We start from the raw sequence: 25,808 nt of genomic DNA, 5'->3' as shown, positions 1-25,808 counted from the left end.
TGATGCACACTATTCGTATCTATTCAGCCTGCTACTAAAAGTATTAAAAAAGAACGAAAACCTCTCAAAGGAGACACGGAGACAAAGAGAAAAACGGAGAACTGCCTTGCTTTCCTCTGTGAATCTCTGTGTCTCTGTGCCTCTGTGTTGAGTGGTTTTGACTTTCTTCATAGTGAGCTGAACAGTAACCACCATTCCCTTTTTTTATCCGGAGAGAATATGCCAGAAAAAGTCATCGCCACAGCGGCAGCACTGGAACTGATAGAAGAATTAAAACGCGAACACGGCGCCATGATGTTTCATCAGTCCGGCGGCTGTTGCGACAATAGCGCCGCCAATTGCTATCTGCCTGGCGAGATCACGATAGGCGCGGGCGACGTGTATCTCGGAGAGATAGGTGGCTGTCCGTTCTATATCGGTAAATCGCAATATGAGTATTGGAAGCATACGCAACTGATCATCGATGTCGTGGAAGGGCATGGTGGTACCTTCTCTTTGGAAGGTGCGACCGGCAAGGCATTCCACACCCGATCACGGCTTTTTAGTGATGCAGAAATGGCAGAGATCATTGTTGACAACGATCGTTAAGGAAGAAAGCAAGACGGATGGAGTAGAGTCCAAATAGAAAAAGCCAGGTGTTTAGCCTGGCTTTTTTCATTGTGCAGCAAATATTGCTAGCGAATCATGAGAGCGCTTATTCTGCGCCTAACTCTTTCAAGAGCTGATTTGCCTTGTCTACATACTTCATTTCCCACAGCATGTAGCGCAGATCGACTGCGATCGTGCGGGTTTTGGTCTTATTGAAATCCCAGTCCGAGATGATGGAATCCAAAGTGCCGTCAAACGCCAAACCGATGAACTCGCCTTTGGCATTGAGCGCAGCGGAGCCAGAATTGCCGCCTGTGATATCTAAAGTTGCCAGGTAATTGACCGGTACTGTTTTTAGAATAGGATCGGCGTAGTTGCCGTAGTCTTTGGCCTTGATCGCAGCCAGTTGCGCTGTCGGGGCATTGAAATCACCGCTGCCGGTGGCTTTTGCAGTAATCCCTTTGAGCGTGGTGAAAGCGGTCCAGTTAGTGCCATCGGCACCGTGGTCACGACCGGCAACTTTGCCGAAAGTAACGCGCAAAGTGCTGTTGGCATCCGGATAAACTGCTAAACCTTTGCTGTTCATGAAGGCGATTTTTGCTTTCATGTAGTTGGCGTAGGCTTGCTGGATATGGCCATCGAGCTCTTCTTCTTCGGCTTCACGTTTTAAGCCGCCTTCATACATGGCGACCGCGGCTTTAATGAAGCTATCTTGGCTCGCTTCAAAATCGGCAGCAGATTTACCCATCCAGGCCGAGCGCGTCGCTTGCTCGCCCATCTGGCTGTTGGCATACAGCTTATCAAGCAGAGTTTTCAGATCTGCGGTCGACATACCATCTTGGATCCCAAGCGCGTTGTCAAAGTTGGCGTCACGACTTGCTTTAGGCTGCGCGGCATACTGGATCAGACTATGCCAGACCAAGGCCAGATCAACTTTGCTGTCGTAGCTGCGCTCAATCGCATCGATCCGGCCCTTGATACGTGGCAGATCGCGCGACTGATACCCAGTTTTGCGTTCGGCATCTGCTTTCTCAGTTTCTTTGGCGAGCCTATACAAATTGCGTGCCGTGCTAAGCATTGCTGGAGAAGATGAGGCCAGGAAGAAATCGCGTTTGTTCTGTGCATCACGTTGGGCGATCAATGCTTCTATCTGCGCGATATCGGCTGCATATTCCTTGCTGCGCGCTGGCGTGGCATTGACCCAGGTTTTCAGTTCAGCATGCTCTTTGGTCTTGCGTGCCAAAAAGTCGCTGTCAGCGTAGCTGTCTAACATACCCTGGCGGTTTTTATAGTAATTACTGATCCTGGCAACCCGGCTGGCGTATTTTAATTTGGTGTCAGGATTGTCTTGTGTTTCTTTGGCGATGATCGCCAAAGACTCACCGGATGCTTTGACGAAGGCCGGGTAGCTCCAGTCAAAGGTGTAGGCAACTTCGGATGGTAGCCGGTGACGGTTGGTGCGGCCAGGGTAGCCCAAGACCATGGCGAAATCGCCTTCCTTCAGGCCGTCTTTGGCCAGTTTGAGGAAATGCTTAGGCACGTAGGGGATATTGTCTTTGCTAAAGTCGGCGGACTTGCCGTCTTTGCTGACATAGGCGCGATAGAAGCCATAATCACCGGTGTGACGTGGCCACATCCAGTTATCCGTATCGCCGCCAAATTTACCTACGCCGGCGGCCGGTGCGTGTACCAGACGAACGTCGCGAATTTCTAGCTGTTTGATCAGGTAAAACTCCAGACCGCCGTAATACGAGGCGACATTACAACGGTGCCCTGCATCTTTTTCGCACTCGGCGACTAAGGCTTTTTCATTTTTTTCTATCGCGTCTATGCGTTTTTTACCGTTCAGTTTGGCGGTTTCGGCATTGATTACTAGCTTGCTGACATTGGTCACGTCTTTGGTGACGTAGATACGTGAACCTGGTGTTGCCGGTAATTCATCGCTCATTTGTCGCGCCAGAAAACCATTTGCCAACAGATCATTGGACGGTGTCGAATTGTGTGTCACGCTGTCGTAGACACAGTGATGATTGGTCGCGACCAGACCTTGCGGCGAAACGAAGGAGGCCGAGCAACCGCCCAGACTGACGATGGCACCCATAGGGAATTGTGTGAGCTGGGTCAAGCTGGCCGGATCCAGTTTCAGACCAGCGGCTTTGAGTTGTTTGGCTACTTGTGGTAGCTGCTGTGGCATCCACATGCCTTCGTCGGCATACGCGACGTTGCTCAGAACGGCCAGCGCAATCAGGGTTTTTTTCATCTTTGTCTAAGTATTTTAGTGTGGTTGAAAGTATCAAATAAGCGCAGGCTTGCCCTCAAACCTAAAGTTGAGAGAACGCTCAGCGCGGCCTTAATCAGGCACTTAGTCTGGCATTTCGCTTAAAAGTTCCCCAGGTGAACAATATATTTGGGTCTATTGTATTTGTGGAAATGTTGCCTTTTGACGTAAAAAGAGCATAGACTAGCTCCATACAATGCTAGGATGGCAAGCCAAATAAATAAAGCCGCGCAATCGAAGGGGATAAATTTATGTTGAGAGTTGCGACTTTTTCATTGATTGCACGCGCCTGTGTGCTGTTTGCGATGTGCTTGCTGTTAAACACTGCGAGCGCCGACGTGGCAGACGAGAAAAACGATTTGAGCAGAATCGATCAAATCCAAACCCTGTCGGACAGCAATAATGCAGAGGCACTCAAACAGTTACTGATCTTTAAAGAACATCTTTCCGCTGATGCGGCTTATACGGTACGCAGCGAGTTATTTAAGCTTTTGTTTAGCCTGCATTACGACGCTGGTGATAAAAAATCCGTCAAAAGCGGCGTCGACGAATTTTTAGAACTGGCCGAGTCGCAACACAATCAAGACGATATAGCGAATGCAAATATCTTTAAAAGTTTTGCATTGATGGATGAGGGCAAGCCGGAATTATCCCTGGTACAACTTAAACAAGTGCAGGCCTTGTACGGCGCTAGTCGCGATCCTGAGTTACAGATGCGTCTGCATCGTGCGTTTGCTTCTGCGTATCGCAACACAGCGCAATTTGAGTTGGCCCTTAGTCATAGTCTGGAGGCGCTGCGCTGGAGCGACCTTCAGCCTAGACGTAAAACGGAGGCGCGTTTGAACCGTCTCGATGCCTTGGCCTCACTGTATGTCAGCATGAAAGATCCGGTCAAGGCCATGGCAACCGTGCAAGAGGCCTTGGCACTTTCACCCCTGGCCAAGAAGCCCAAAACTTTTTCTTCTTTACTGATCACGCAAGGGGTTGCTTACACCTTAATGAAGAACAACGATGAGGCTTTGCTGGTCTATCAAAAAGCTCTGAAGTTTGGGATCGACGCTGGCATGCCGGCAACTGAAGCCAATGCGCTGGCAAATTTGGCCGATATTTATCTGATTAAGCAGGATTATAAAAATGCCGAGTTGTATGCGCGTCAGGCTCTGGATAAGTCGCTGGCGATAGCCGATCCGGCGAACGCTGCCATCGCCCAGGTCAACGTCGGTTTTGCTCTGGCCGGGCAAGGCAAGATCAAGCCAGGCGCTGAATATTTTAATGCAGGAATAAAGTATTTTGAAGACTCCGATTCCAAGGCGGATGTCGAGGCCGTACTCGGAGAATTGGCCACGATGTATGAAAACGCCGGCATGTATAAAGAGGCACTCGCTACCTTGCGACGCCAGCAAAAACTCAGCAATGAATTGTTTACTACGAATCGCTCGAAAGCGGTGGCCGGCATGCAAGAGCAGTTTAATGCGGAGCAAAGGCAAAAACAGATAGAGTTATTAGGCAAAGAAAATGCGCTTAAGGACGCTGATATTAAAAATCAGCATCTGCAACAAATAGTGACTATCTTGGGTGCGGTACTGACGGTGATGGTGGGGATTTTCGTGTTTCTGATGTATAGGCGCGTCAAAAAAGTCAATGAGCAACTACAGCAAGTGAATACCCAATTGGAGTTCCACGCGGTCAGAGATCAGCTTACTGGTTTGCATAACCGCCGCTCTTTTGTGGAATTGATGAAGTCGCGGGCCGCCTTAGGCAATGCTGAAAGGCGCGCAGAGAGTGTAGACAATCCAGATTGCCTGATCTTGCTCGATATCGATTTGTTTAAACATATCAATGACACTTGGGGCCATGCCGCTGGGGATAGCGTATTGACCGACATTGCAGCACGACTGAAAAAATCGGTGCGGGATAGCGACATGGTCTTGCGTTGGGGCGGCGAAGAATTTTTGATTTACTCGCCTAAATCGAATCCCGCCCAGATCACCAGACTAGTCGATAGAGTGTTACGCGCGATTGGTGATACTCCTGTTAAAGTCGGTGATTTACAGATACCGGTGACCGTGACTGCGGGTTTTATTTCTCTGCCTTTTTCTGGTGTTCCCGAAACTGCTTGCGACTGGGAAAAAACCTTGCAGATTGCCGACATGGCACTGTATCTGGGTAAGGCGCACGGTCGTAATCGTGCCTACGGTCTGGCACGTTTGCTGGTGCCGTATGAAGTGGCGATGCCGATTTTGGAGCGCGATTTATCGGCTGCAATTAGTGCCAAGATGGTCGATATGATAGAGGTGCTAGGCCCGGTTCAAGAGAAAGCAACGCATGCCTGAATCGAATCAAGCAGCGCGAACATAAACCAGAGCTAGAAAAATCAGTCGCCAAAAAAACTGAATACTCGTTATAATTCGTCCGCTTGTGATGTTGAAGCAGAAATAAAATTTAAGTAGTACCGAATACCACGCTAGGGGTCCTGACAGTTTTTCTGTCGGGTGAGAAATACCCTCGAACCTGATCTGGATAATGCCAGCGAAGGGAAGCAGCCGCTACCGGCGCAAACCACGTTTGCCGCCTTCAACGGCAACTCCTTTGCTGGCTCCATGCCACTAAGTTACACGCAAAGGAGCCAACCACCATGAATGCCAATCCGAAGTTTTTATCCGCCACGGCGACCGTCGATACGGCCGCTATTCAAGCTTTACCGAATTCAAAAAAAATCTACGTACAGGGCAGTCGCCCAGACATCCGCGTACCTATGCGTCAGATCACGCAAGCTGATACGCCGGCCATGTTTGGCTCTGAAAAAAATCCGCCGATTTACGTCTACGATACCTCGGGGCCCTACACTGATCCTGCTGCCACGATAGATATCCGTTCTGGCCTGGCATCGGTGCGTGGTGCCTGGATTGCCGAGCGCAATGACACTGAAGAATTGGCCGGGCCATCGTCGCAATACGGGATAGAACGTATGAATGATGCGGCGCTGGCGGAGTTGCGCTTTAACCTGACGCGTAAGCCGCGTCGTGCTTTGCCGGGTAAAAATGTCAGTCAGATGCATTACGCGCGGCAAGGCATCATCACACCGGAAATGGAATACATCGCGATCCGCGAGAATCTGCAGCGCAGCCAGTATCTGGCCGAGCTGAAAAGTTCGGGCCCTATGGGGATGCGTCTGGCTGAAGTAATGGGGCGTCAGCATCCGGGCCAGTCTTTTGGCGCGAGTATTCCTGCGGAGATTACTCCAGAATTCGTACGCAGCGAAGTCGCCCGCGGCCGCGCGATTATCCCCGCCAACATCAATCACCCTGAAGTCGAGCCTATGATCATAGGCCGCAATTTTCTGGTGAAGATCAACGCGAATATCGGCAACTCGGCCTTGACTTCATCGATCGGTGAAGAGGTCGAGAAAATGACTTGGGCGATACGCTGGGGCGGCGACAATGTCATGGATCTTTCGACCGGCAAACACATCCATGAAACCCGCGAATGGATCATCCGCAATTCTCCTGTACCTATAGGCACCGTGCCGATTTATCAGGCGCTGGAAAAGGTTAACGGTAAAGCCGAAGACCTGACTTGGGAAATTTTCCGCGATACCTTAATCGAACAAGCGGAGCAGGGCGTCGATTATTTCACGATACATGCAGGTGTCTTGCTGCGCTATGTGCCTATGACCGCCAAACGTCTGACTGGTATCGTCTCGCGCGGTGGTTCTATCATGGCGAAATGGTGTCTGGCGCATCATAAAGAGAGTTTTTTGTACGAGCATTTTGAAGATATTTGCCAAATCATGAAGGCTTACGATGTCTCGTTCTCGCTCGGCGATGGCTTGCGTCCCGGCTCGATTTACGACGCGAATGACGAAGCGCAGCTAGGTGAGTTAAAAACTCTGGGCGAGCTGACCCAGATCGCCTGGAAGCACGATGTACAGGTCATGATAGAGGGGCCAGGTCATGTCCCTATGCACCTGATCAAAGAAAATATGGATCTGCAACTGGAGCAATGTCACGAAGCGCCTTTCTATACTTTAGGACCTTTGACTACCGACATCGCGCCCGGCTACGATCACATCACCTCTGGGATAGGCGCGGCGCAAATAGGCTGGTATGGCACCGCGATGCTGTGCTACGTCACGCCGAAAGAACATCTGGGCTTGCCGAATAAGGCCGATGTTAAAGACGGCATCATTACTTACAAGATCGCCGCCCACGCGGCGGATCTGGCGAAGGGGCATCCGGGTGCGCAGATCCGTGACAATGCCTTGTCGAAAGCGCGTTTTGAATTCCGTTGGGACGATCAATTTAATATCGGTCTCGATCCGGATAAGGCGCGTGAATTCCATGATGAGACGTTGCCTAAGGATTCTTCTAAAGTGGCGCATTTTTGCTCCATGTGCGGCCCGCATTTTTGCTCTATGAAAATCACGCAAGAAGTGCGCGATTACGCTGCCAAGCAAGGCATTAGCGAGATCGCCGCCCTGAAAAAAGGGATGGAAGTGAAGTCTATAGAGTTCATTAAATCGGGCGCTGAAATTTACCAAAAACAGTGAGTTGAGAATGATTACTATCGTCTTGAATGGTGATGCTTATGAGTGCGCTAAGGAGCAAACTCTGGCGCAGTTAATTAGCGCTTTGCAGCTAGATGGGAAGGCGATCGCGGTGGCGGTAAATCGCCAGATCGTGGCTAGGCCCGAATGGCCGACCCGACTATTGCATGCGCAAGATAAGGTCGATGTAGTGCGCGCTATCGGCGGGGGCTAAGTTGAAAAAATAGTAACTATTCAGCCGTCTATGAAGAAAGTCAAAACCATTCAACACTGAGGCACAGAGACTCACAGAGGAAATTCAGGAAGTTCTCCGTTTTTTCTCTGTGTCTCTGTGCCTCCTTTGAGAGGTTTTCGTTTTGTTTTTAATGATTTCCGTAGCAGACTGAACTTTACAAAAAATGGAACTGTTCAGCCAGCGATTAACCCCCCCTCTCCCGCTGGCGGGAGAGGGCCGGGGTGAGGGTGATTGAGTAACGCTTGCTTTCAAATGGCTGATGCGTTTAGCGCTATGAAGTGTCAAACATTGTGCAAATTTGAACTACCCTCATCCCAACCCTTCTCCCGCGAGCGGGAGAAGGGCTTTGTATAACGGGCTGAACAGTAACCAAAAAATGGAAGAAATTGAAAAAATGATGCATACAGAAACAACTGAGTCCGGCCTCGTCATCGCCGGTAAATCCTATCGCTCACGGCTGCTGGTGGGCAGCGGTAAATATGCCGATCTGGAGCAGACCCGCCTGGCCACTGAAGCCAGTGGTGCGGAGATTATTACGGTAGCGATACGCAGAGTTAACATTGGCCAGGACGCGAATGCACCTAGTTTGCTGGACGCCGTGCCGCAAAGTAAATACACAATCTTGCCCAACACCGCTGGTTGCTATAACGCCGAAGATGCGATCTACACCTTGCAACTCGGGCGTGAATTATTGGGCGGCCAACAGCTGTGCAAACTGGAGGTGCTGGGCGATGAGAAAACCTTGTTCCCGAATATGCCGGAAACCCTGAAGGCCGCCAAAGTCCTGGTCAAGGATGGCTTTGAGGTGATGGTGTATTGCAGCGACGATCCTATTCAGGCGCGTATGTTGGAAGACCTAGGTTGTGTCGCCATCATGCCGCTGGCGTCCTTAATCGGTTCTGGTATGGGCATTTTGAATCCCTGGAACTTGTCGCTGATCATTGCGCAAGCCAAGGTGCCGGTGCTGGTCGATGCCGGTGTCGGCACTGCCTCGGATGCGGCGATCGCGATGGAGTTAGGTTGCGATGGTGTGCTGATGAACACGGCGATTGCCGGCGCACGTGAGCCTATCCGCATGGCGCGCGCCATGGGCCTGGCAGTGCAAGCCGGCCGGGAGGCGTATTTGGCTGGGCGCATACCGAAGAAGTTCGCCGCATCGCCTTCTTCGCCTATGGCCGGTCGGGTAGTCTAAATGAGTCAGCCGCTACGTCCCTGTGTACTGGTGTTTGCCGGCCACGACCCTAGTGGTGGTGCCGGGATCCAGGCTGATATAGAGTCGATCGCGGCGCAAGGGGCGCATGCCTTAACAGTCATCACGGCCTTGACGGTGCAAGACAACGACAGGGTGTATGCCGTGCATGCGGTGGCTACCCCTATTATCTTGCAACAGGCGCGCGCCTTGGTCGCCAAAATTCCAGTAGCAGCGATCAAGATTGGTATCGTCGCGCATGCTGAAAATGCTTTGGCGATTGCCGGATTTATTCAAGAGCTGCAGAGCATGCAGCCAGATCTGGCGGTAGTGCTCGATCCTGTGTTGGGCAGCGGGCGCGGTGATGCGCTGGCGCTGGATGATGCGGTGGCGGCGCTTCAGCCCTTGCTGAAAGTGGCGACCCTGATTACCCCGAATTTGCCCGAAGCCAGACGTTTGTGCCCGGATTTGCCCGAGGGCGCACAGCAAGCGCAGCATTTACTTCAACATCGTTGTCAGGACGTCTTGATCAAAGGCGGTCACGCGAGTGACGCCCAGGTGCGCAATAGCTGGTTTAGCCGACAAGGGCAATTAGATTGGCAATGGCCACGCTTGCCGGGCGAGTTTCATGGTAGTGGCTGCACCCTGGCGGCCTCTGTTGCAGCGCAGCTTGCAATGGGACGAAATATGCGAGATAGTTTGCAAATTGCACAAGATTTTACCCAGAGCAGCTTGCAGCAGGCGTTTGCCATCGCCGACGGACAATTGATACCGCAACGTCAGCGCAACTATCCTTTTGAATGAAAAGAAAAATATGCATGCTCTCGCAGGTCTCTACCTCGTGACCCCCAATTGGGACGACACTGATAAGCTCATCAAAGTTACAGAACAAGCGCTACTAGGCGGCGCTAGCCTGGTGCAATACCGGCATAAATTTGCCACGCCCGCTCTGCGTTTGCAGCAGGCGCGCCGTTTGTTGGAACTGTGCCGCAGCCACAATACGCCTTTGATCATCAACGATCATTGGGATCTGTGCATGGAATTAGGTGCCGATGGCATCCATGTGGGCGGCACCGATATGACCGTGGCCAAGGTTAGAGCCATCGTTGGTAAGGACAAAATAGTCGGTGCATCCTGTTATGGCGACCTGAGCCTGGTGCGCGCGGCACAGCGGGCCGGTGCCAGTTATATTGCCTTGGGTGGCTTCTATCCTTCTGCGGTAAAAGAGTATCCGGTGACCACGCCCTTGGATATGGTGGCGCGGGTGAGTACTGAAATTAGTCTGCCCAATGTAGTGATAGGCGGCATGACGATACAAAATGCCCAACCGCTGGTGGAACGCGGCGCCAATATGGTGGCCGCCATCAGCAGCATCTATCTGGCACCGTATCCACGCACCGCTGCAGAAAATTTCGTCCGCTTGTTTGCACCATCGTAAACGCTACTAGCTTGCGGTGTGCCGCTGATAATTAATATACTGGTAGTGGGTATATTTTATTCGCCCAATGAATACGTGGGCAAATGGCAGTATTTTCTTAAAAAATTAGGGAGTATATCTAAACATACTTTTCGATCAGGCTACAGCGCGGTCTATTTGCGGTCCGCGCCTTGCTGCTAAGTTCAGGGTTTTTCTGGCGACAGCGGCTAGCTCCCGTATAATCTAGGGATGCAAAATCTCCTTCATAACCTCAATCCCGAGCAGCTCGCTGCCGTCACCTTACCCGCCCAATCGGCACTGATTTTAGCTGGTGCTGGCTCGGGTAAAACCCGGGTACTCACCACCCGTATCGCCTGGTTGATACAAACTGGGCAAATGTCGCCGCAAGCGGTGTTGGCGGTAACGTTTACGAATAAATCGGCGAAAGAAATGCTGAGCCGCCTGTCGTCTATGCTGCCGATTAATACGCGCGGCTTGTGGATAGGGACGTTTCACGGTTTGTGTAACCGACTCTTGCGCGCCCATCATAAAGATGCGGGCTTGCCGCAAACCTTTCAGATACTCGACTCTTCGGATCAACTGTCCTTCATCAAGCGTTTGCTCAAAGCGAATAATGTCGATGATGAAAAATTCCCAGCGCGTAGCGTGATGTATTTCATCAATGGCGCCAAGGATAAAGGTCTGCGCGCTGCCGCGGTCGATGCTTACGATGACAACGATAGAAAAATGGTGGCGCTCTACGATTTGTATGATGCGCAATGTCAGCGTGAAGGCGTAGTCGATTTCGCCGAATTATTATTGCGTACCTACGAATTACTCAGCCGTAATCAGCCACTGCGTGAGCATTATCAGGCGCGCTTCAAGCATATTCTGGTCGATGAGTTCCAAGATACCAATGATTTGCAATACAAGTGGCTCAAACTAATGGCCGGTAATCAGGCTGCAGTGTTCGCGGTGGGCGACGATGATCAGAGTATTTACGCCTTCCGTGGTGCCAATGTCGGCAATATGTCAGCCTTCGAACGCGAGTTTCAAGTAAAAAATCTGATTAAGCTGGAACAAAACTACCGTTCCCATGGTCATATCCTAGATACTGCCAATGCCCTGATCGCCCACAATAGCAAGCGTCTGGGCAAAAATCTGCATACCGATGCCGGACATGGCGAGCCGGTACGCATCTCTGAATCGAGTAGCGATATTCAGGAAGCACAATGGATAGTCGAAGAAGCAAAAAACCTGATGCGCGAAGGCTCATCCGGTAGCGAGATCGCGATCCTGTACCGCTCAAACGCGCAATCACGGGTGCTGGAACATGCGCTATTTTCGGCCGGCTTGCCGTATCGCGTGTATGGCGGTCAACGCTATTTTGAACGCGCCGAAATCAAACATGCGATCGCGTACATGCAGCTGATGGACAATCCGCATAATGATTCGGCTTTTTTACGTGTGGTGAATTTTCCCACCCGCGGCATAGGCGCGCGTTCTTTAGAACAATTGCAGGATGCCGCCAAACAGTACGGGATTTCGCTGTATGCGGCGGTGCCGTATGTGCCGGGTAAGGCTGGCAATTCTCTAGGCGCTTTCGTCAAATTGATAGAGGGCGCACGCTTCGAGACGCAAAACCTACCCTTGCCAGAAATGGTGCAGGTGGTGTTGGATCTGAGCACTTTGCTGACCCATTATCAGACCGAAAAAGAAGGCGCCGACAGGATAGAAAATTTGGAACAATTGGTCAATGCCGCCACCGTGTTTGTCTCGGAAGAGGGCTTTGGGCAGAACGCGCCGGCCTTATCTGGACCAAGCTCACAGGCTGCCGGTTTATTGGCGCTACCGGGCGGCATCGAGATCATCGATGCCGATGCCGCCTTGCCTATGGTGATGTCGCCGCTCTCTGCCTTCTTGTCGCATGCCTCGCTTGAGGCTGGTGATAATCAGGCGCAGGCCGGGCAAGACGCTCTGCAATTGATGACGGTGCATGCCGCTAAAGGTCTGGAGTTTGATGCCGTCTTCATCACGGGATTGGAAGAAGGTTTGTTTCCGCATGAGAATAGCGCCAAGGAAGAATCTGGGGTGGAGGAAGAGCGCCGCCTGATGTATGTGGCGATTACCCGTGCTCGTAATCGTCTGTATATCAGTTTCTCGCAAACGCGCATGCTGCATGGTCAAATTCGTTACAACATGCGCTCGCGTTTCTTTGACGAGATGCCAGAAGAATCGCTGAAATGGCTGTCGCCAAAAGTGCAAGCCAACTGGTTCGGGAATAAAAAATCAGCATGGGATGAAGCGCCAGAGGCTGGCGTGAATGCGATCGCACAAGGATTTAGCAAGAACACCGGCAGTGGCTGGCGCATAGGTCAAGGCGTGTCACACGCCAAGTTTGGCGAAGGCGTGATCGTCAACATCGAAGGTAGCGGCAGCAATGCGCGCGCACATATTAATTTCGGCCAATTTGGTATGAAGTTACTCGATTTAAGCATCGCCAAATTGGACAAAATAGCGTCTTAATTATTGGCTCGCTGTCGCTGTATAACCCAGGATAACCCAGGAGAATTATGGATAGCAATCAATTAATCCAATACGTCGGCGCCGCGATTTTCGCGGTAGCAGTTTTGCATACCTTTAGCACCGCCAGATTTCAACATCTGGCGCATGTCAGTAAACGCCATTCTGGCTTTTGGCATTTGATGGGTGAGGTGGAAGTGGTGTTTGGCTTCTGGGCCTTTGTCTTGATTGCAGCCATGGCGCTGCTTGCGAATCAAACGGTGGCAATCAATTATCTGGAAGCGCAGAATTTTACTGAGCCGCTGTTTGTATTTGTAGTGCTGACGATCGCTGGCACACGACCCATCTTGATGTCGGTGCAGTGGCTGGTCGCGCGTATAAATATGTTCTTGCCGATCTCTGCAGCGATCGGTACCTATTTTCTATGTTTATCACTGGTACCTTTGCTAGGCTCGTTTATTACCGAGCCGGCCGCCATGACACTGGCGGCGTTGATGTTGCGTGACAGTTTTTATTCCAAGGGAATTTCTCAGCGCTTGAAATATGCGACCTTAGGTGTGTTGTTTGTGAATATCTCTATCGGTGGCGTATTGACTTCATTTGCCGCACCGCCGGTCTTGATGGTGGCCGAGAAGTGGGGCTGGAATATGCACTTCATGTCTAGCGTGTTTGGCTGGAAGGCTGCGATTGCCGTTGGCATCAATGCCCTGGCTGTGACTTTGCTGTTTCTAAAAGAGTTGAAGGTCATGCCTGTAGTTCCACCGCAGGAAGACAGAAAGATGCCGTTTGCGGTCACCCTGGTGCACTATTTGTTTTTGGCGGCGACCGTGGTATTTAATCATCACCCGGTGGTCTTCATGGGCTTGTTCTTGTTTTTTCTGGGCTTTACTGAGGCTTATAAACAATACCAAGATAGACTGATGTTGCGTGAGGGTTTGCTGGTCGCCTTTTTTCTGGCCGGTTTAGTGGTCTTAGGCGGTAAGCAGCAATGGTGGTTGCAACCCATCATCGCCGGTATGAATTCCACCTTGATGTTCTTTGGTGCCATGGGCTTGACGGCGGTGACTGACAATGCGGCGCTGACTTATCTGGGGTCTTTGGTCGATGGCATCTCAGATGCGGGTAAATACGCCTTGGTGGCAGGGGCAGTGAGTGGTGGCGGATTGACAGTGATCGCCAATGCCCCAAATCCGGCTGGATATTCTATTTTGAAAGAGTATTTTGATGAGCAGGCAATACGCCCCTTGGGCTTATTTGCCGCTGCGGCCTTACCTAGTGCGGTCGCTGCGGCCTGCTTCTTATTGCTTTAATATTGTTTTAAGCACGCTGCTTCGATCTTCAAAGCCGAGTCGCTGGCGTAATCGTTGGCGACTCGATAGTTTAACAAGGTCAAATATAGTAAGCCGTGCTGGTCATGACTTTTGCCATTGCTCGCATCGTTACTTTGACTGGTGTCGGTAAGTCGCTGGCACCCAGGGACTGTGCTGCAGCACCATGCGCGATCTCATCTATTCGCATTTGTTCGACGATGGCGCGTGATTTACTATCGTCCGCAGGCAATTTTTCCAGATGGCTGGCTAAATGCGCCGCCACTTGCTTTTCAGTTTCTACCACAAAGCCCAAACTGGCCGCATCGCCACAACGCGCCGCGACCGTTCCACACAGATAGGCACCGGCATACCAGAGTGGCGTGAGTAGGCTAGGGCGCGAATTGAGTTCGGCAATTCTTTGTGCCGACCACGCCAGATGATCCTCTTCTTCTATACCTGAATGCGTGAATTGCTGACTGATCGCCGTCGTATTGGTAAATTGCGCTTGCGCATCGTAGAGCGCCTGGGCGCAGATTTCGCCCACATGATTAACGCGCATCAGTCCGGCGCTAAGTCTTTTCTCTTGATCAGATAGCATACTTTCTTGCACCGCGAGTGCAGGGCTTGGGCGGCGCGCTGTGGCTTGGCCAGTAACAACGCGTAAGGCGCGGTCTACACCTAGTAGTAGGTGGTCAATATTAGAAAATAGCATAGTAAGAAGATGGTCTGAACAACTTGCTATTGTAAGCTGCTTAGCCTGAGTTTGCCACATTGCAGGACTCTTGCTTAAGGCATATCGTTTTTGATACGGAATCGATTTTGGATTAGTTTGAACGCAGTAATGTGGCTTTTGCGCGACATAAAATTTGTTTTAATACGGTCGTTCGCAAATTTTCTTTGCCCAAAAGTGTGAAATTTGTTTCAATGAGTCATCGCTTGTTAACCGATAAGGCTGATAAGTTTTGGCAAGAGTAGTGGACTAAATGATACGACCGAGCCGACTCATGAGCTCATGGTCAATTAATAGAATAATATCTTTGGAGACAGTGCAATGAAAAAAACGCTAATCGCTTTCGCAGTTCTGGGTGCCTTCGCCGCCAATGCTTCCGCTCAATCGAGTGTCACTATTTACGGCATTATCGATGCTGCTACAGTGTATACGACCAACCAATCTGCTAACGGCGGTTCTAAGATGTCTATGGAGTCAGGCCAGATGGCAGTTTCTCGCTGGGGTTTCAAGGGCACTGAGGATTTGGGTGGCGGTTTGAAAGCGAACTTCAACTTTGAAGGTACTTTGGTTAATGATACCGGCGCGGCTGGTGTTAGTTATGGTGGTGATGGCAAGATAGATCCTAAGACGGGTTTGTTCTCTGCAGTCGGTACGACACCAACTTTATTCGATCGCAATGCCACGGTAGGTCTGTCTGGTGATTTCGGTACAGTTAATTTTGGACGCCAGAATATGCTGGGTGTCGATTCACTGTCTCTCGCCGATCCTTTGAGCGCAGCACATGCCGCGAGTAATCCTAACGTTGTATATAGCGCCATGAACTCTGGCGCCTTGTTTGGTGGCTTTGGTGCCAATGGTGGCGGCACTGCTTTGCGTCAAAATAACTCTATCAAATACCTGACGCCTATGGTGTCCGGTTTTGGTGGCGCCGCGATGTACGCTTTTGGTGAGCAGGCGGGCAATACTTCCGCCAATACTTATGCCGGTTTGGCTGGATATTTCACTGACGGTTCTTCAGGTGTGGCGTTTGCATATGCAAAAATGAAAGATGCTACGGCTAACTCGACTTTGACTTTGCTGGGTGGCGGTGGAAAATTGAAACTCGATGCGGTCGCACTTAAACTGACTTACGTTGAAAACAAAGTGGATGGCGGCCTTTTAAATAATCGTAAAATTGCAGTTGTCGGTGCCGGCGTTGATTTTGCATTATCTCCAGTGACTACTTTGACTGCAGCTTATTACGACACTAAACTTTCTGGTTTAGGTAGCGGTAAAGCAGATCAGTACATCGCCATGGGTAAATATGCATTGAGCAAGCGTTCTACTATCTATGCTTCTTTTACTTATGTGAAGGCTGGTTCTGTGGCATTGGGCGACACTTTGATGTCAGGTGGTCTGATTCCTAATGGCGCGAATCAAGATAAAGCATATCGTACGGCGGTTGGCATTAACCATTCGTTCTAAATTTGTTTGAGCATTTATTGATGTTAAAAAAAACCACCGCAAGGTGGTTTTTTTTTGAGAAATCCTAGTAAATATCGAAAAATTACAGAAATAACATTAGATGCATCCTTCTAGCCTATGAACAAAGCCCCATCATAATTGTGGTGTCTTTTGCATCAATTGGTTGTGTTTTAGAGACAAAAGTAGAGTTTTAAGCATCAAAAAGTCGATTTCTCTTGGCGCTAGTGCCTGATTTTTGTTCAAATACCTTATCTTCTAATTAGCAGCTTTGTACTTTTTGAAGTATTAGTCTGCGTTACACATTTTTGAATTTGTCATATTTGTCATATTTGCCTTATGTAACGCTGTATAGACTTAACGTAGTTCATGTCAACATGAAAATCTTTGGAGAAATATCAATGAAAAAATCACTCATCGCTCTGGCAGTTTTGTCTGCAGTTGCAGGCGCGGCACAAGCTCAATCTTCAGTTACAGTCTACGGTTTGGTAGATATGGGTCTGCAACGCCAAGAAATTGGCGCAACTAAAGCACATGGCAATACTCCTGCAACTGCGTCCTCGACTACGACTGCCCTGGATAGTGGTAATCAATCCGGTTCACGTTTGGGTTTCAAAGGTAGTGAAGATCTGGGCGGCGGTTTGAAGGCAAATTTCAAATTGGAAATGGGTGTTTTTGCTGATACTGGCGCGTCTCAAGGCAATACTTTTGGTCGCCAAGCCTATGTTGGTTTGTCCGGTGATTTCGGTGCGGTGAACTTTGGTCGCCAATATACACCTATGTTTATCGCTGTTGATAGCTTTGATCCTTTTGGAACAGGCTTGACTAGCGGAGCAGCTGGCGAAAGTACTAGTAGTTTTGGTGCTGCCGCTTTCTTTGAACCAAATGTTGTAGGTCCACGTAAAAACAATAGCGTTACCTATTCAACTAATGATTTGGGTGGTTTTACGGCAAATCTGATGTACGGTCTGGGTGAAGAAAAAGCGGGCGACAATAAATCTTCTCGTTACATGAGTATGAGTGCTGCTTATACGGCTGGTCCATTGTTCGTAACTGGTGTGTATAGCGAATCAGAAAAAGGTACTAATGTTCCATACACGACAAAGACCTCATTGTTTGCCGCTACTTATGATTTCTCAGTAGTTAAATTGGCTGGTGCGTATTCATATTTGAAAAATGACGGCACTCCTTCTGATGCTTTGAAGCGCGATGTTTACTCTATCGGTGCTACCGTTCCTGTTAGCGCCGCCGGTAGTTTTATATTTAACTACATCACATCCAAGAACAAAAATCGTACTCTTTTAACTAATCCAAAGCCGGTTGGCCCAGCGCCACAAACATTGGCAGATGCTGACGCTAATCAAACAGCGATTGGTTACACGCACTCTTTGTCTAAGCGTACTAACGTCTATACTTCATTTTCTTACAATCGCAACAACACTGATGTGAGTATGGGTGACGCTGGTGGCAAAGCCAGACCAGATGGTGCGACTATCAAAATGTTCAACGTTGGTATCCGTCACATGTTCTAATTCTGGGCGGGCTTAGGCCTGCTTAGTGTTGAAATAAAAAAGCACCCTTAGGGTGCTTTTTTATTGGTCGGAGCTGTTTCAGATTGCCGCTAGGATTATCTGAGAATCTGATTAGTTCCTTTGGTTTTTCAGACGAAGGAAACTGAGATACCGGCTAGGTCTAGGCCGGAAAATGCGCTAGACCAGGTTTGCCCGGTTTGTACAGTAATGGGGGCGGTCCAACTGCCAGTGCTGATGATCTCGCCCGCTTGCAATGGGGGAAATTGGCTTTGTAGTTTGAGTTGTTGGTGAATATATCTAAGTGCATGCACAGGGCTGTCTAATACCTTGCTGCCATATCCCGCGGCGATTAGGCTGCCGTCGCAAGAGAGCGAGACACTGGCGTTTGCCAGTAATTGCCCCAACTGTGCGCGTGAGGCCAGGCTGAGTGGCTGGGCTGGTCCGATTAATAGCGTGCCATGCAGGCCTAGAGCGGCAATTGCATCAGCATCTGAAAAAGCCTCGTCCGGGTAAGGCGTGACCAGGATTTCTATCCCATGTGCCATCCACTCTATGCTGCTGACGAGTTGTTCCAGACTGGCCTCGGCGGCTGGTGTGGTGGCAAGCTTAAATATCACGACAGCGCTGATCTTGGGGCGCATCGCGCCCTCCAGACTTTGTAGGCAGACATTCGAGGGCAGGTGGCGAACTGTGGCATCAAACAGCGTAGTCCAGCTTAGCCTTGCTAGCGCGTCCTCGCCATGCGGGGTATTCCAGCTCACAGACAGACTACGTCCAATAGGGCGTTCGCCTAGGCCCTTGCGGATCTCGTCTATGTTTTTGGCAATCTCATAGGCCTGCTCTAGCTTGAGTTCCGTACGGCTGGAAACGGCAGGCAAAGTTTGCCCAGAGGCGCGTGCCTGAAGAATTTCAAGAGCGTAATCACGAGCATTCATGGGTTTGTGCAAACTTTTGCACTGTTGAGTGGGTAGACTAATTTTGATTCAGTCTAGCTAAATCTGCAAGTAAACCTTCAAGAGAGTCGGGCTAAGTGGAGGGGGTGACACTAGCTGCCGCCATGTTTCGTCAGAAACCGATCAAGCTGATTGGCGAAGGCTTGCCTATCCGCGTTGGAGAAGGCCGCTGGCCCGCCGGTCTCGACGCCGCCGCTGCGCAATTCTTCCATGAACTGACGCATGCTCAGGAACTCGCGAATATTCTCTGCGGTATAGAATGAGCCGCGCGGATTGAGTGCATAACCGCCCTTAGTTAAAACATCGGAGGCTAGCGGAATATCACCGGTAATCACCAGGTCACCGGCCTGCATCAGTCTGACGATTTCATTGTCGGCGACATCAAAACCAGCGGGCACTTGCAGCGCCTTAATCACGCGTGAAGGCGGGGTAGTCAGAAATTGATTGGCAACTAAGGTGGTGCTAATTTGCAGGCGTTCGGCAGCCTGAAACAAAATTTGTTTGATGACATTGGGGCAGGCATCGGCATCGACCCAGATTTGCATAGTAGACTTTCTGATCCGGCTTTAGGAATACTCCCCCTAAAATTATAAAGAAATAGCCATCTTGCGCATATGAATAGCTGGCTCTAAAAATATACTCAGGTGGAGTATATTAAGGTGGAGTAGATGTTAGTGAGATTGACTTACAAATCCAGCGTATTCCACAACTCACCATTCGGCCCGGTTCTGGGTGCCGTAATGCCGAAGTGGGCGTAGGCGCTAGGGGTGGCGATGCGACCGCGTGGTGTGCGTTGCAAATAGCCCTGTTGTATCAGATAGGGTTCCAGCACATCTTCTATGGTGTCGCGCTCTTCACCGATGGCGGCTGCCACATTATCTAAACCGACCGGGCCACCGCCAAATTTAAACAAGATCGCTTCCAGCAGTTTTCTATCCATCAGATCAAAACCTACCGCATCGACGTCCAGCATGATCAGGGCCGCATCGGCGGCCTCTTTGCTAATTTCGCCATTGCCCTTAACCTCGGCGTAATCGCGCACCCGGCGCAACAGGCGATTCGCGATACGCGGCGTGCCGCGCGCGCGTTTGGCGATTTCACGTGCGCCGTCCGGCTGTATCGGCACGCCTAGCAAGGCGGCTGAGCGCGTGACGATCTTGGTAAGCTCGTCCGCCGTATAAAACTCTAATCTGGCAACGATGCCAAAACGATCGCGCAAAGGATTGGTCAACATACCGGCGCGGGTGGTGGCCCCCACCAGTGTGAAGGGCTGCAGATCGAGTTTGACCGAGCGCGCTGCGGGACCTTCACCTATCATGATGTCGATCTGATAGTCTTCCAGCGCAGGATATAAAATCTCTTCGACTACCGGTGATAGCCTATGAATCTCATCGATGAACAAGACGTCATTCGCTTCCAGATTGGTCAGTAGCGCTGCCAGGTCGCCGGCGCGCTCTAGTACCGGCCCCGAGGTCTGGCGCAGATTAACACCCATTTCACGGGCGATGATGTGAGCCAGCGTGGTTTTACCCAAACCAGGCGGGCCGAACAATAAGGTGTGATCGAGTGCTTCGCTACGCTTCTTGGCGGCACTGATAAAAATCTCTAGCTGGCCACGAATTTTTTCCTGTCCTACGTATTCATCGAGCTGCTTAGGGCGCAAGGCGCGTTCTATCGCCTCTTCTTGCGGTGACGAGGGCGTGGCTGAAATGATACGGGTTTCGCTGACTGCGGAAGAAAAATTATCGGTTTGTATGCTCATGGCTATGGTTTACGCTTTAGACAGCGATTTAAGTGCCAGCTTGATGCCATCCGAGACGCCAGAACCAGCCGGCACCGACTTCATTGCCAGCAAGGCTTCTTTGTCGGAATAGCCGAGTGCCAGCAAGGCATTGAGGATATCCGAACTATGGTCGCCAGCGGCAATCGCTGCGCTAGCAGCACCCAGGTCTGCACCCAATTTACCTTTTAACTCGAGTAGCAAGCGCTCGGCCGTTTTTTTACCTATGCCTGGCACGCGGGTCAGGCGTCCGGCTTCCTGCAAGGTAATCGCTTGCGCCAGATCGGCCACCGACATGCCAGATAAAATCGCCAGCGCAGTACGCGAACCGACGCCGCTAATTTTGATTAACTGGCGAAAGGTGGCGCGCTCTTCTGAGCTGCCAAAACCAAACAAAACATGCGCGTCTTCGCGTATCGCCAGATGGGTGAGTAGTATGACTTTTTCACCTAATGCTGGCAGATTGTAAAACGTACTCATGGGGACATCGATTTCATAGCCCACGCCCTGGCAATCAACCAATAATTGCGGGGGATTTTTTTCAATGAGGATGCCTGCGATGCGACCTATCATGAGTCTGCTCTCATACTGTATGAATAAGCAGTGATAGTAACCGATTCTGACACGCTTGACGAGTAGTGCAGGCGCTCAGCGCTTGCATATTCTGCCGATAAGTCAGGCCGATAAGTAGGCTGAGAGGAGCACGCTAGGCTAACTTAGTGAAAACTGAGGTTCACATGCGATAATGCGCGCGGACAAACTCTCATTGCTTACCATTACTTGCATGCGTTTTACTACAGGATCGACCCCGGCTGTCACTAAGGATATTGCGAATAGGCGCCTGTTCATAGGCGTGTTGTTGTCGCTACTTTGTCATGCGCTGCTCTTGTCTTTGCAGTTTGGTATTCCAGGTTTAGGTTTGCCGGGACTGGCAACTCCCTGGAGCGAGCGCCGTCTAGACTTGCCGCCGCCAGATCTACCAATACAGCTGGCTTTGCCAGCGCCTCAGCCTGAGGAGGCGGTTGCCGCGGCGCCCCCCATATTGGCAGCGCCTAAACCTGAGCAAATTTCTGGAATGCAGTTGATGGCAATGCCGCTTCCTGTTGTGCCTGCCCCTGCGGTGAGCAAGGCTGTGCAAAAACCGAAAAAACAGAAAAAAAATAAGACGGTCGAGCAGATTAGTGCGCTGGCTTTACCTGTGCTGCCTTTACCTGTGCTGCCTACACCAGCGGCGGCGCGGGACGCGGTCGAGACCCCCGTGCGAGTTATCGCTCAAGATCAAAAAACTGAGGATAGTTTTGTCGTGCCGGCGGCTAGCCCAGAAGAGCCAGAACATAAAGCAAGTGACAGCAAGATCGCCAAACAAAAAGAAGAGGCGATCTTGGCACTGGTAGAAGAAAAAAATGCTGAATTAGAGGCGCAAGCAGCCCAGGCGCAACTGGCCGAATTAGCGCTCAACAGAGAAAAAGAAGCAAATCTAAAGCAAGCCTTGATCGACGCAGAAGCGCAAGCTCTGCGTGATGCACAGGCGCAGCAGTTGGCGCTGAAGAGCGCGCAATTAATGCAACAAAAAGCGCAACAAAAAGCAGAGCAAAAAGCCGAAGCCTTAAAGCAGCAGCAAGAGGCGGTAGTCGCGGAGCAGTCTTTGCAAAAGAAAAAAATAGCGAAAAAGCAGGAAGATGATGCGCGTCAATTGGCACAGGAAAATGCAGAAAAAGTCGCCCAGAAAAACGCTCAAAACGCCGCTGCACTCGCAGCTCAGAAACAGGAACAATTAATGCAGCGCAAACATCAGGAGGCGCAGGCAAAAGAGCATCAATTGACGCTCGATCTAGAAGCTAAAAAAGCTTTGGAAGAGCAATTAAAGCAGCAACAAATCCAGCAACAAATCCAGCAAGCACAATTGCGGCAGCAACAACAAGAATTGAAAACGCAAAAGCAGGCAGAACAAAAACTAGCAGAGCAAAAACTAGCAGAGCAAAAACTAGCAGAGCAAAAACTAGCAGAGCAAAAACTAGCAGAACAAAAACTAGCAGAGCAAAAACTAGCAGAACAAAAACTAGCAGAGCAAAAACTAGTTGAGCAAAGGGGGCGTGAGCGCGCACTCAATGATGCTGCAGTTGCCGCAGCGGGCAAGGCAGCAAGTCAAGCTAAGGCCAATGATGATGCATTCGGTGGACCAGGAAAGCTTGACGGTGTGGCGCGCGCTAAGGATATCTTTAGTAGTGAGCTGGCCAGTCGCGCCAGAGAGCAATTGCGCGGTATGGACGTATTGCGTGGTACGCCACCCGTGCCGCGCAGCCAGCAAGATGATCGGCGACGCAGCCTTTTTGGCAGTATAGAAAGAGAAATTCCCTTGCGCATGTACGTAGATGGATGGCGTCAAAAAGTCGAGCGCAATGGCAATTTAAACTATTCGCAAACTGCGAAAGATAAAGCCCGTGGCGACCCTGTGGTGGTGGTCGCGCTACGCAGCGATGGCAGCGTCGAGGATGTGACTATTATTCGCTCCAGTGGGCGGGCCGATTTAGATGAGGCGGTCAAACGTATCGTGCGGGTGAATGCTCCCTACGCAGCTTTCCCGCCGAATATTGCAGCGAAATACGATGTGATAGAAATCCGACGAATCTGGAATTTTGATGAAACTCTAAAAATTCTGGAAGAATTGCGTTAAATCTATGAGTTTGACTTCGCAACTACCGACTAGCCGCAGAGAAATTTGCACGCGCTGCCTGCGTCCAGTGAGTGCCTGTATCTGTCAGTGGATCACCGCGACGTCCTCTAAGGTTGAACTCATCATCTTGCAGCATCCGCTGGAGCAGCACCATGCCAAAGGCAGTGCGCGCCTACTGCATTTGAGTGTGGCAAATAGTCAGTTGCATATCGCTGAAAAATTTGAAACTGAATTTTTGCAAAGTATCTTATTTGCGACTGAGAAGACGACGCTGTTACTCTACCCTAAGCGCTCAGAAGGTCAGAGTGGTGTGGTCGAGTCGCCGCCCCTGGATCATCAATGTTTGGCGTTACCTGATCAATTGCGTTTGATAGTATTGGATGGAACCTGGCGTAAAAGCCGCAAAATGCTGTATCAAAACCCACTCTTGCAAAGCCTCGCTAGACTGGCCTTGAATGATATGCCGGATTCACAATATCGCATTCGTAAAGCACATAGACCTGATCAACTGTCCACTCTGGAGGCGACTTGCCAAGCCTTGATGCTGCTGGAAAATAACTCAGAAAAATACCAGCCGCTACTGGCTGCCTTTGATGGGTTTATCAGGCAGCAGCAGAGTCTGTATGTGATTCCAGGCTAGAATTTTTGAACAGTTGGCCTTGATTCTCTGAGATTTCACCGCGTCGTGCACAATGCTTTCCATCTTGTTTGCCACAATACATGGCGGCATCAGCACGCTTGAGTAGTTCAGGTGTTAGTTGACCATCGAATGGGGCAAGGGCGTAGCCGATGGTGAGACCGACTCTACAGGTTTGACTGGTTAAGATGAAAGCATAGTTAAACGCGCTAAGCAGTTTTTCGGCGAGATCTTGCGCTTCTTGCGGGCTATTTAAGTCTTTCGCCATGACCACGAATTCATCGCCGCCCAGGCGCGCAACGATATCGTTGGGCCTTAAGTTCGCCTGCAGCCGTCTAGCGACCGAGATCAGTAACTCATCACCGATGTCGTGTCCATATTGATCATTGACCAGCTTGAAACCGTCTAGATCGAGCATGTAGACGGCCACGATTTTTTCTGGGGCACTGAGCGCTAAGGCATTGGCAATGGCAGTATGAATTTCGCGCCGATTGGGTAGCCCGGTCAGCGGGTCACTATGCGCCAGGGAGTGGAGTTTGTCCCGTTCGCCAGCGGTGTGCAGCATTTCTGTGTGCATAGCCTTAGTACGTAAGCCCAGTACCTTCATAAAAATTAGCATATCAAACGTCGCACCGAACTGAAACGAGTGCATGGTCCAAAAGTTCGCAGGTAGACGTCCTTTGATCAGCTCTATCATGATCGCAGTCGCAATGAAATACGCGGTCCAGGCGAGTAAAAAGTAGATTCCGACTGGGTCACCACGACGGGCTCGGGCAAACGCACCGGGTGACCCCAGTATCGTGGGGAGTAGGCCAACGGTGCTTACCACCAAAGTGACCGTATGTATGTCTATCCAGTCTAAGCTAAAGCTAATAGCGACCAACGTACAGAAACCAGCGCCTAACTGCATCAAGCGTTCCAACCATTTGTTAAGGTCTGGTCCGGCCAATACTTGTTCTATAAATAAAAAGGTGCCGATGATCGCAATCAGTGCAGAGATGCCACCGAGATGAGTCTCTATCCAGATATTATCGGACCATAAATACTGCGCGCCTATGCCGAACTGCAGTAAGGAAAATAAGATGCTACCCGAGATTAAGATGGCATATTTGACGAACAAGTGTTCGCTCAGACTCACCCATTGTGCCAGGCTATACACCAGAAGGCAGAGCGCTAAACCGGTGAGCAAGCCTTGCAACATATGTTCATCGAGTGAGCGGGTATGAAACATAGACGGCTTGTTTAAGCTAATTGGCAAAATCATTGCGCCTGTGTTTTCTACGCGCAAATACAGATCATAATTACTACCCGGTTTTAGTCTTAAACCGAAAGCATGAGCACGTCCATCGATCGCTCTTTCGGCACGTGGTTGCAGATTACCTAGAGTCGTTTGCTGTATTAATTGCTCCTCACTGGTCACATATAAATCGATGCGATTGATGACCGGGTAATCAATGTCTAGCACCCACACGCCGTTACTGGCCGCCGTGACGGCCACTGGTATGTGTAACCAAACTGCATCTTTACGCATGCCTAGAGTCGCAAAGGCTTTTTGCGGCTGCTTGAAGTCATTTTTGGCCTGCATTACTTGGGCAATGCTGAGCTTTTTTTCTGGGTCGGATAATTCTGTGATGCTAGGCCAGGTCTGGATGAAGGTTTGCGTATCTCTTAATTCTATTACTGAGCCTGTGGCTGAGGCCGGCGTAGCAAATAGTAGGGACGTGACAAGTATCCAGATCAAGGCCAAGAGAGCCAAGATCCGGAGTCTTAAGTGGGAACCCGGTATGTTGAGTAAACGTGCTAAGGTCATTTTGAAATTAATCTGGCTAAGGTTGGTCTAATAACCAGTATTTTTTGCCGCAACTACCAGTATCACGGGCATTAAGTTTTTCTGTCAAGGCAGTTTTATAGATATCGAAATTGCCCGAGAAATGATGGGAAAATGAATTTTCTTT

20 protein-coding genes and 1 riboswitch are annotated in these 25,808 nt (G+C 50.3%); of the genes, 13 read left to right on the top strand and 7 right to left on the bottom strand.

The genetic code is table 11. The annotated features are described in order from the left end of the window. Positions 1–219: 219 nt before the first annotated feature. Positions 220–588, top strand: a complete 369-nt coding sequence (locus EJN92_RS04770; RefSeq protein ID WP_126126763.1) for a DUF779 domain-containing protein — start codon at positions 220–222, stop codon at positions 586–588. 106 nt (positions 589–694) lie between these two features. On the opposite strand, the gene EJN92_RS04765 is transcribed toward EJN92_RS04770, so the two are convergent. Beyond that, positions 695–2,848 (bottom strand): S46 family peptidase, encoded by a 2,154-nt coding sequence (locus EJN92_RS04765; RefSeq protein ID WP_126126762.1) that lies wholly within the window; start codon positions 2,846–2,848, stop codon positions 695–697. Between the two features lie 269 nt (positions 2,849–3,117). Between EJN92_RS04765 and EJN92_RS04760 the strand changes: the two genes are divergently transcribed. The 8 genes from EJN92_RS04760 (at position 3,118) to EJN92_RS04725 (ending at position 14,086) form a co-directional block, all read left to right on the top strand. After that, positions 3,118–5,199 carry a tetratricopeptide repeat-containing diguanylate cyclase gene (locus tag EJN92_RS04760; RefSeq protein WP_126126761.1) on the top strand — a complete coding sequence of 694 codons (2,082 nt, stop codon included), beginning with the start codon at positions 3,118–3,120 and terminating at the stop codon, positions 5,197–5,199. Between the two features lie 123 nt (positions 5,200–5,322). Next, positions 5,323–5,421, top strand: a riboswitch (TPP riboswitch). A gap of 80 nt (positions 5,422–5,501) precedes the next feature. Beyond that, on the top strand, positions 5,502–7,415 hold the full coding sequence (gene thiC / locus EJN92_RS04755; RefSeq protein ID WP_126126760.1) for a phosphomethylpyrimidine synthase ThiC: 1,914 nt from the start codon (positions 5,502–5,504) through the stop codon (positions 7,413–7,415). A gap of 7 nt (positions 7,416–7,422) precedes the next feature. Then, a complete protein-coding gene (thiS, locus tag EJN92_RS04750; protein WP_126126759.1) occupies positions 7,423–7,626 on the top strand; it encodes a sulfur carrier protein ThiS in 204 nt (67 codons plus the stop codon). Between the two features lie 418 nt (positions 7,627–8,044). After that, the gene (locus EJN92_RS04745; protein WP_126129777.1) at positions 8,045–8,839 is read left to right on the top strand and encodes a thiazole synthase; all 795 of its coding nucleotides are present in this window, start codon (positions 8,045–8,047) and stop codon (positions 8,837–8,839) included. After that, the gene (gene thiD, locus EJN92_RS04740; protein ID WP_126126758.1) at positions 8,840–9,640 is read left to right on the top strand and encodes a bifunctional hydroxymethylpyrimidine kinase/phosphomethylpyrimidine kinase; all 801 of its coding nucleotides are present in this window, start codon (positions 8,840–8,842) and stop codon (positions 9,638–9,640) included. It begins immediately after the preceding gene. A gap of 10 nt (positions 9,641–9,650) precedes the next feature. Next, positions 9,651–10,274 (top strand): thiamine phosphate synthase, encoded by a 624-nt coding sequence (gene thiE / locus EJN92_RS04735; protein ID WP_126126757.1) that lies wholly within the window; start codon positions 9,651–9,653, stop codon positions 10,272–10,274. A 228-nt stretch (positions 10,275–10,502) separates the two neighbouring features. Then, complete coding sequence (locus EJN92_RS04730) at positions 10,503–12,779, top strand: UvrD-helicase domain-containing protein (protein WP_126126756.1); 2,277 nt, start codon at positions 10,503–10,505, stop codon at positions 12,777–12,779. Between the two features lie 47 nt (positions 12,780–12,826). Next, on the top strand, positions 12,827–14,086 hold the full coding sequence (locus EJN92_RS04725; protein ID WP_126126755.1) for a putative Na+/H+ antiporter: 1,260 nt from the start codon (positions 12,827–12,829) through the stop codon (positions 14,084–14,086). A 79-nt stretch (positions 14,087–14,165) separates the two neighbouring features. Here EJN92_RS04725 and coq7 read toward each other — a convergent pair whose 3' ends face one another. Further along, complete coding sequence (gene coq7, locus EJN92_RS04720) at positions 14,166–14,798, bottom strand: 2-polyprenyl-3-methyl-6-methoxy-1,4-benzoquinone monooxygenase (protein ID WP_126126754.1); 633 nt, start codon at positions 14,796–14,798, stop codon at positions 14,166–14,168. A gap of 339 nt (positions 14,799–15,137) precedes the next feature. On the opposite strand from coq7, the gene EJN92_RS04715 reads away from it, so the two are divergent. Both EJN92_RS04715 and EJN92_RS04710 read left to right on the top strand, forming a co-directional pair. Further along, positions 15,138–16,280 carry a porin gene (locus EJN92_RS04715; RefSeq protein ID WP_126126753.1) on the top strand — a complete coding sequence of 381 codons (1,143 nt, stop codon included), beginning with the start codon at positions 15,138–15,140 and terminating at the stop codon, positions 16,278–16,280. Between the two features lie 398 nt (positions 16,281–16,678). After that, positions 16,679–17,809: a porin gene (locus EJN92_RS04710; protein WP_126126752.1), complete on the top strand. Its 1,131-nt coding sequence runs from the start codon at positions 16,679–16,681 to the stop codon at positions 17,807–17,809. A 128-nt stretch (positions 17,810–17,937) separates the two neighbouring features. Here the strand turns inward: EJN92_RS04710 and EJN92_RS04705 are convergent, their stop codons facing one another. From EJN92_RS04705 to ruvA, 4 genes are all read right to left on the bottom strand, one after another. Continuing rightward, positions 17,938–18,744: a 2-keto-4-pentenoate hydratase gene (locus EJN92_RS04705; protein WP_126126751.1), complete on the bottom strand. Its 807-nt coding sequence runs from the start codon at positions 18,742–18,744 to the stop codon at positions 17,938–17,940. A gap of 110 nt (positions 18,745–18,854) precedes the next feature. Beyond that, positions 18,855–19,307 (bottom strand): YaiI/YqxD family protein, encoded by a 453-nt coding sequence (locus tag EJN92_RS04700; protein WP_126126750.1) that lies wholly within the window; start codon positions 19,305–19,307, stop codon positions 18,855–18,857. Positions 19,308–19,447: 140 nt separating this feature from the next. Then, entirely contained in the window at positions 19,448–20,524 is a 1,077-nt protein-coding gene (gene ruvB / locus EJN92_RS04695; protein ID WP_126126749.1) for a Holliday junction branch migration DNA helicase RuvB, read from the bottom strand. 9 nt (positions 20,525–20,533) lie between these two features. Beyond that, entirely contained in the window at positions 20,534–21,115 is a 582-nt protein-coding gene (gene ruvA, locus EJN92_RS04690) for a Holliday junction branch migration protein RuvA (RefSeq protein WP_126126748.1), read from the bottom strand. A 211-nt stretch (positions 21,116–21,326) separates the two neighbouring features. Between ruvA and EJN92_RS04685 the strand changes: the two genes are divergently transcribed. Both EJN92_RS04685 and EJN92_RS04680 read left to right on the top strand, forming a co-directional pair. Then, positions 21,327–23,216 carry a TonB family protein gene (locus EJN92_RS04685; protein WP_126126747.1) on the top strand — a complete coding sequence of 630 codons (1,890 nt, stop codon included), beginning with the start codon at positions 21,327–21,329 and terminating at the stop codon, positions 23,214–23,216. Between the two features lie 4 nt (positions 23,217–23,220). Next, positions 23,221–23,856 (top strand): tRNA-uridine aminocarboxypropyltransferase, encoded by a 636-nt coding sequence (locus tag EJN92_RS04680; RefSeq protein ID WP_126126746.1) that lies wholly within the window; start codon positions 23,221–23,223, stop codon positions 23,854–23,856. Here EJN92_RS04680 and EJN92_RS04675 read toward each other — a convergent pair. Continuing rightward, complete coding sequence (locus tag EJN92_RS04675) at positions 23,819–25,663, bottom strand: diguanylate cyclase (protein ID WP_126126745.1); 1,845 nt, start codon at positions 25,661–25,663, stop codon at positions 23,819–23,821. The genes EJN92_RS04680 and EJN92_RS04675 overlap by 38 nt on opposite strands. Between the last annotated feature and the right edge of the window lie 145 nt (positions 25,664–25,808).

This window comes from Undibacterium parvum (assembly GCF_003955735.1).
In the GTDB taxonomy this organism is placed as follows: domain Bacteria; phylum Pseudomonadota; class Gammaproteobacteria; order Burkholderiales; family Burkholderiaceae_D; genus Undibacterium; species Undibacterium parvum.
This window is presented reverse-complemented; position numbering and strand designations above follow the sequence as displayed.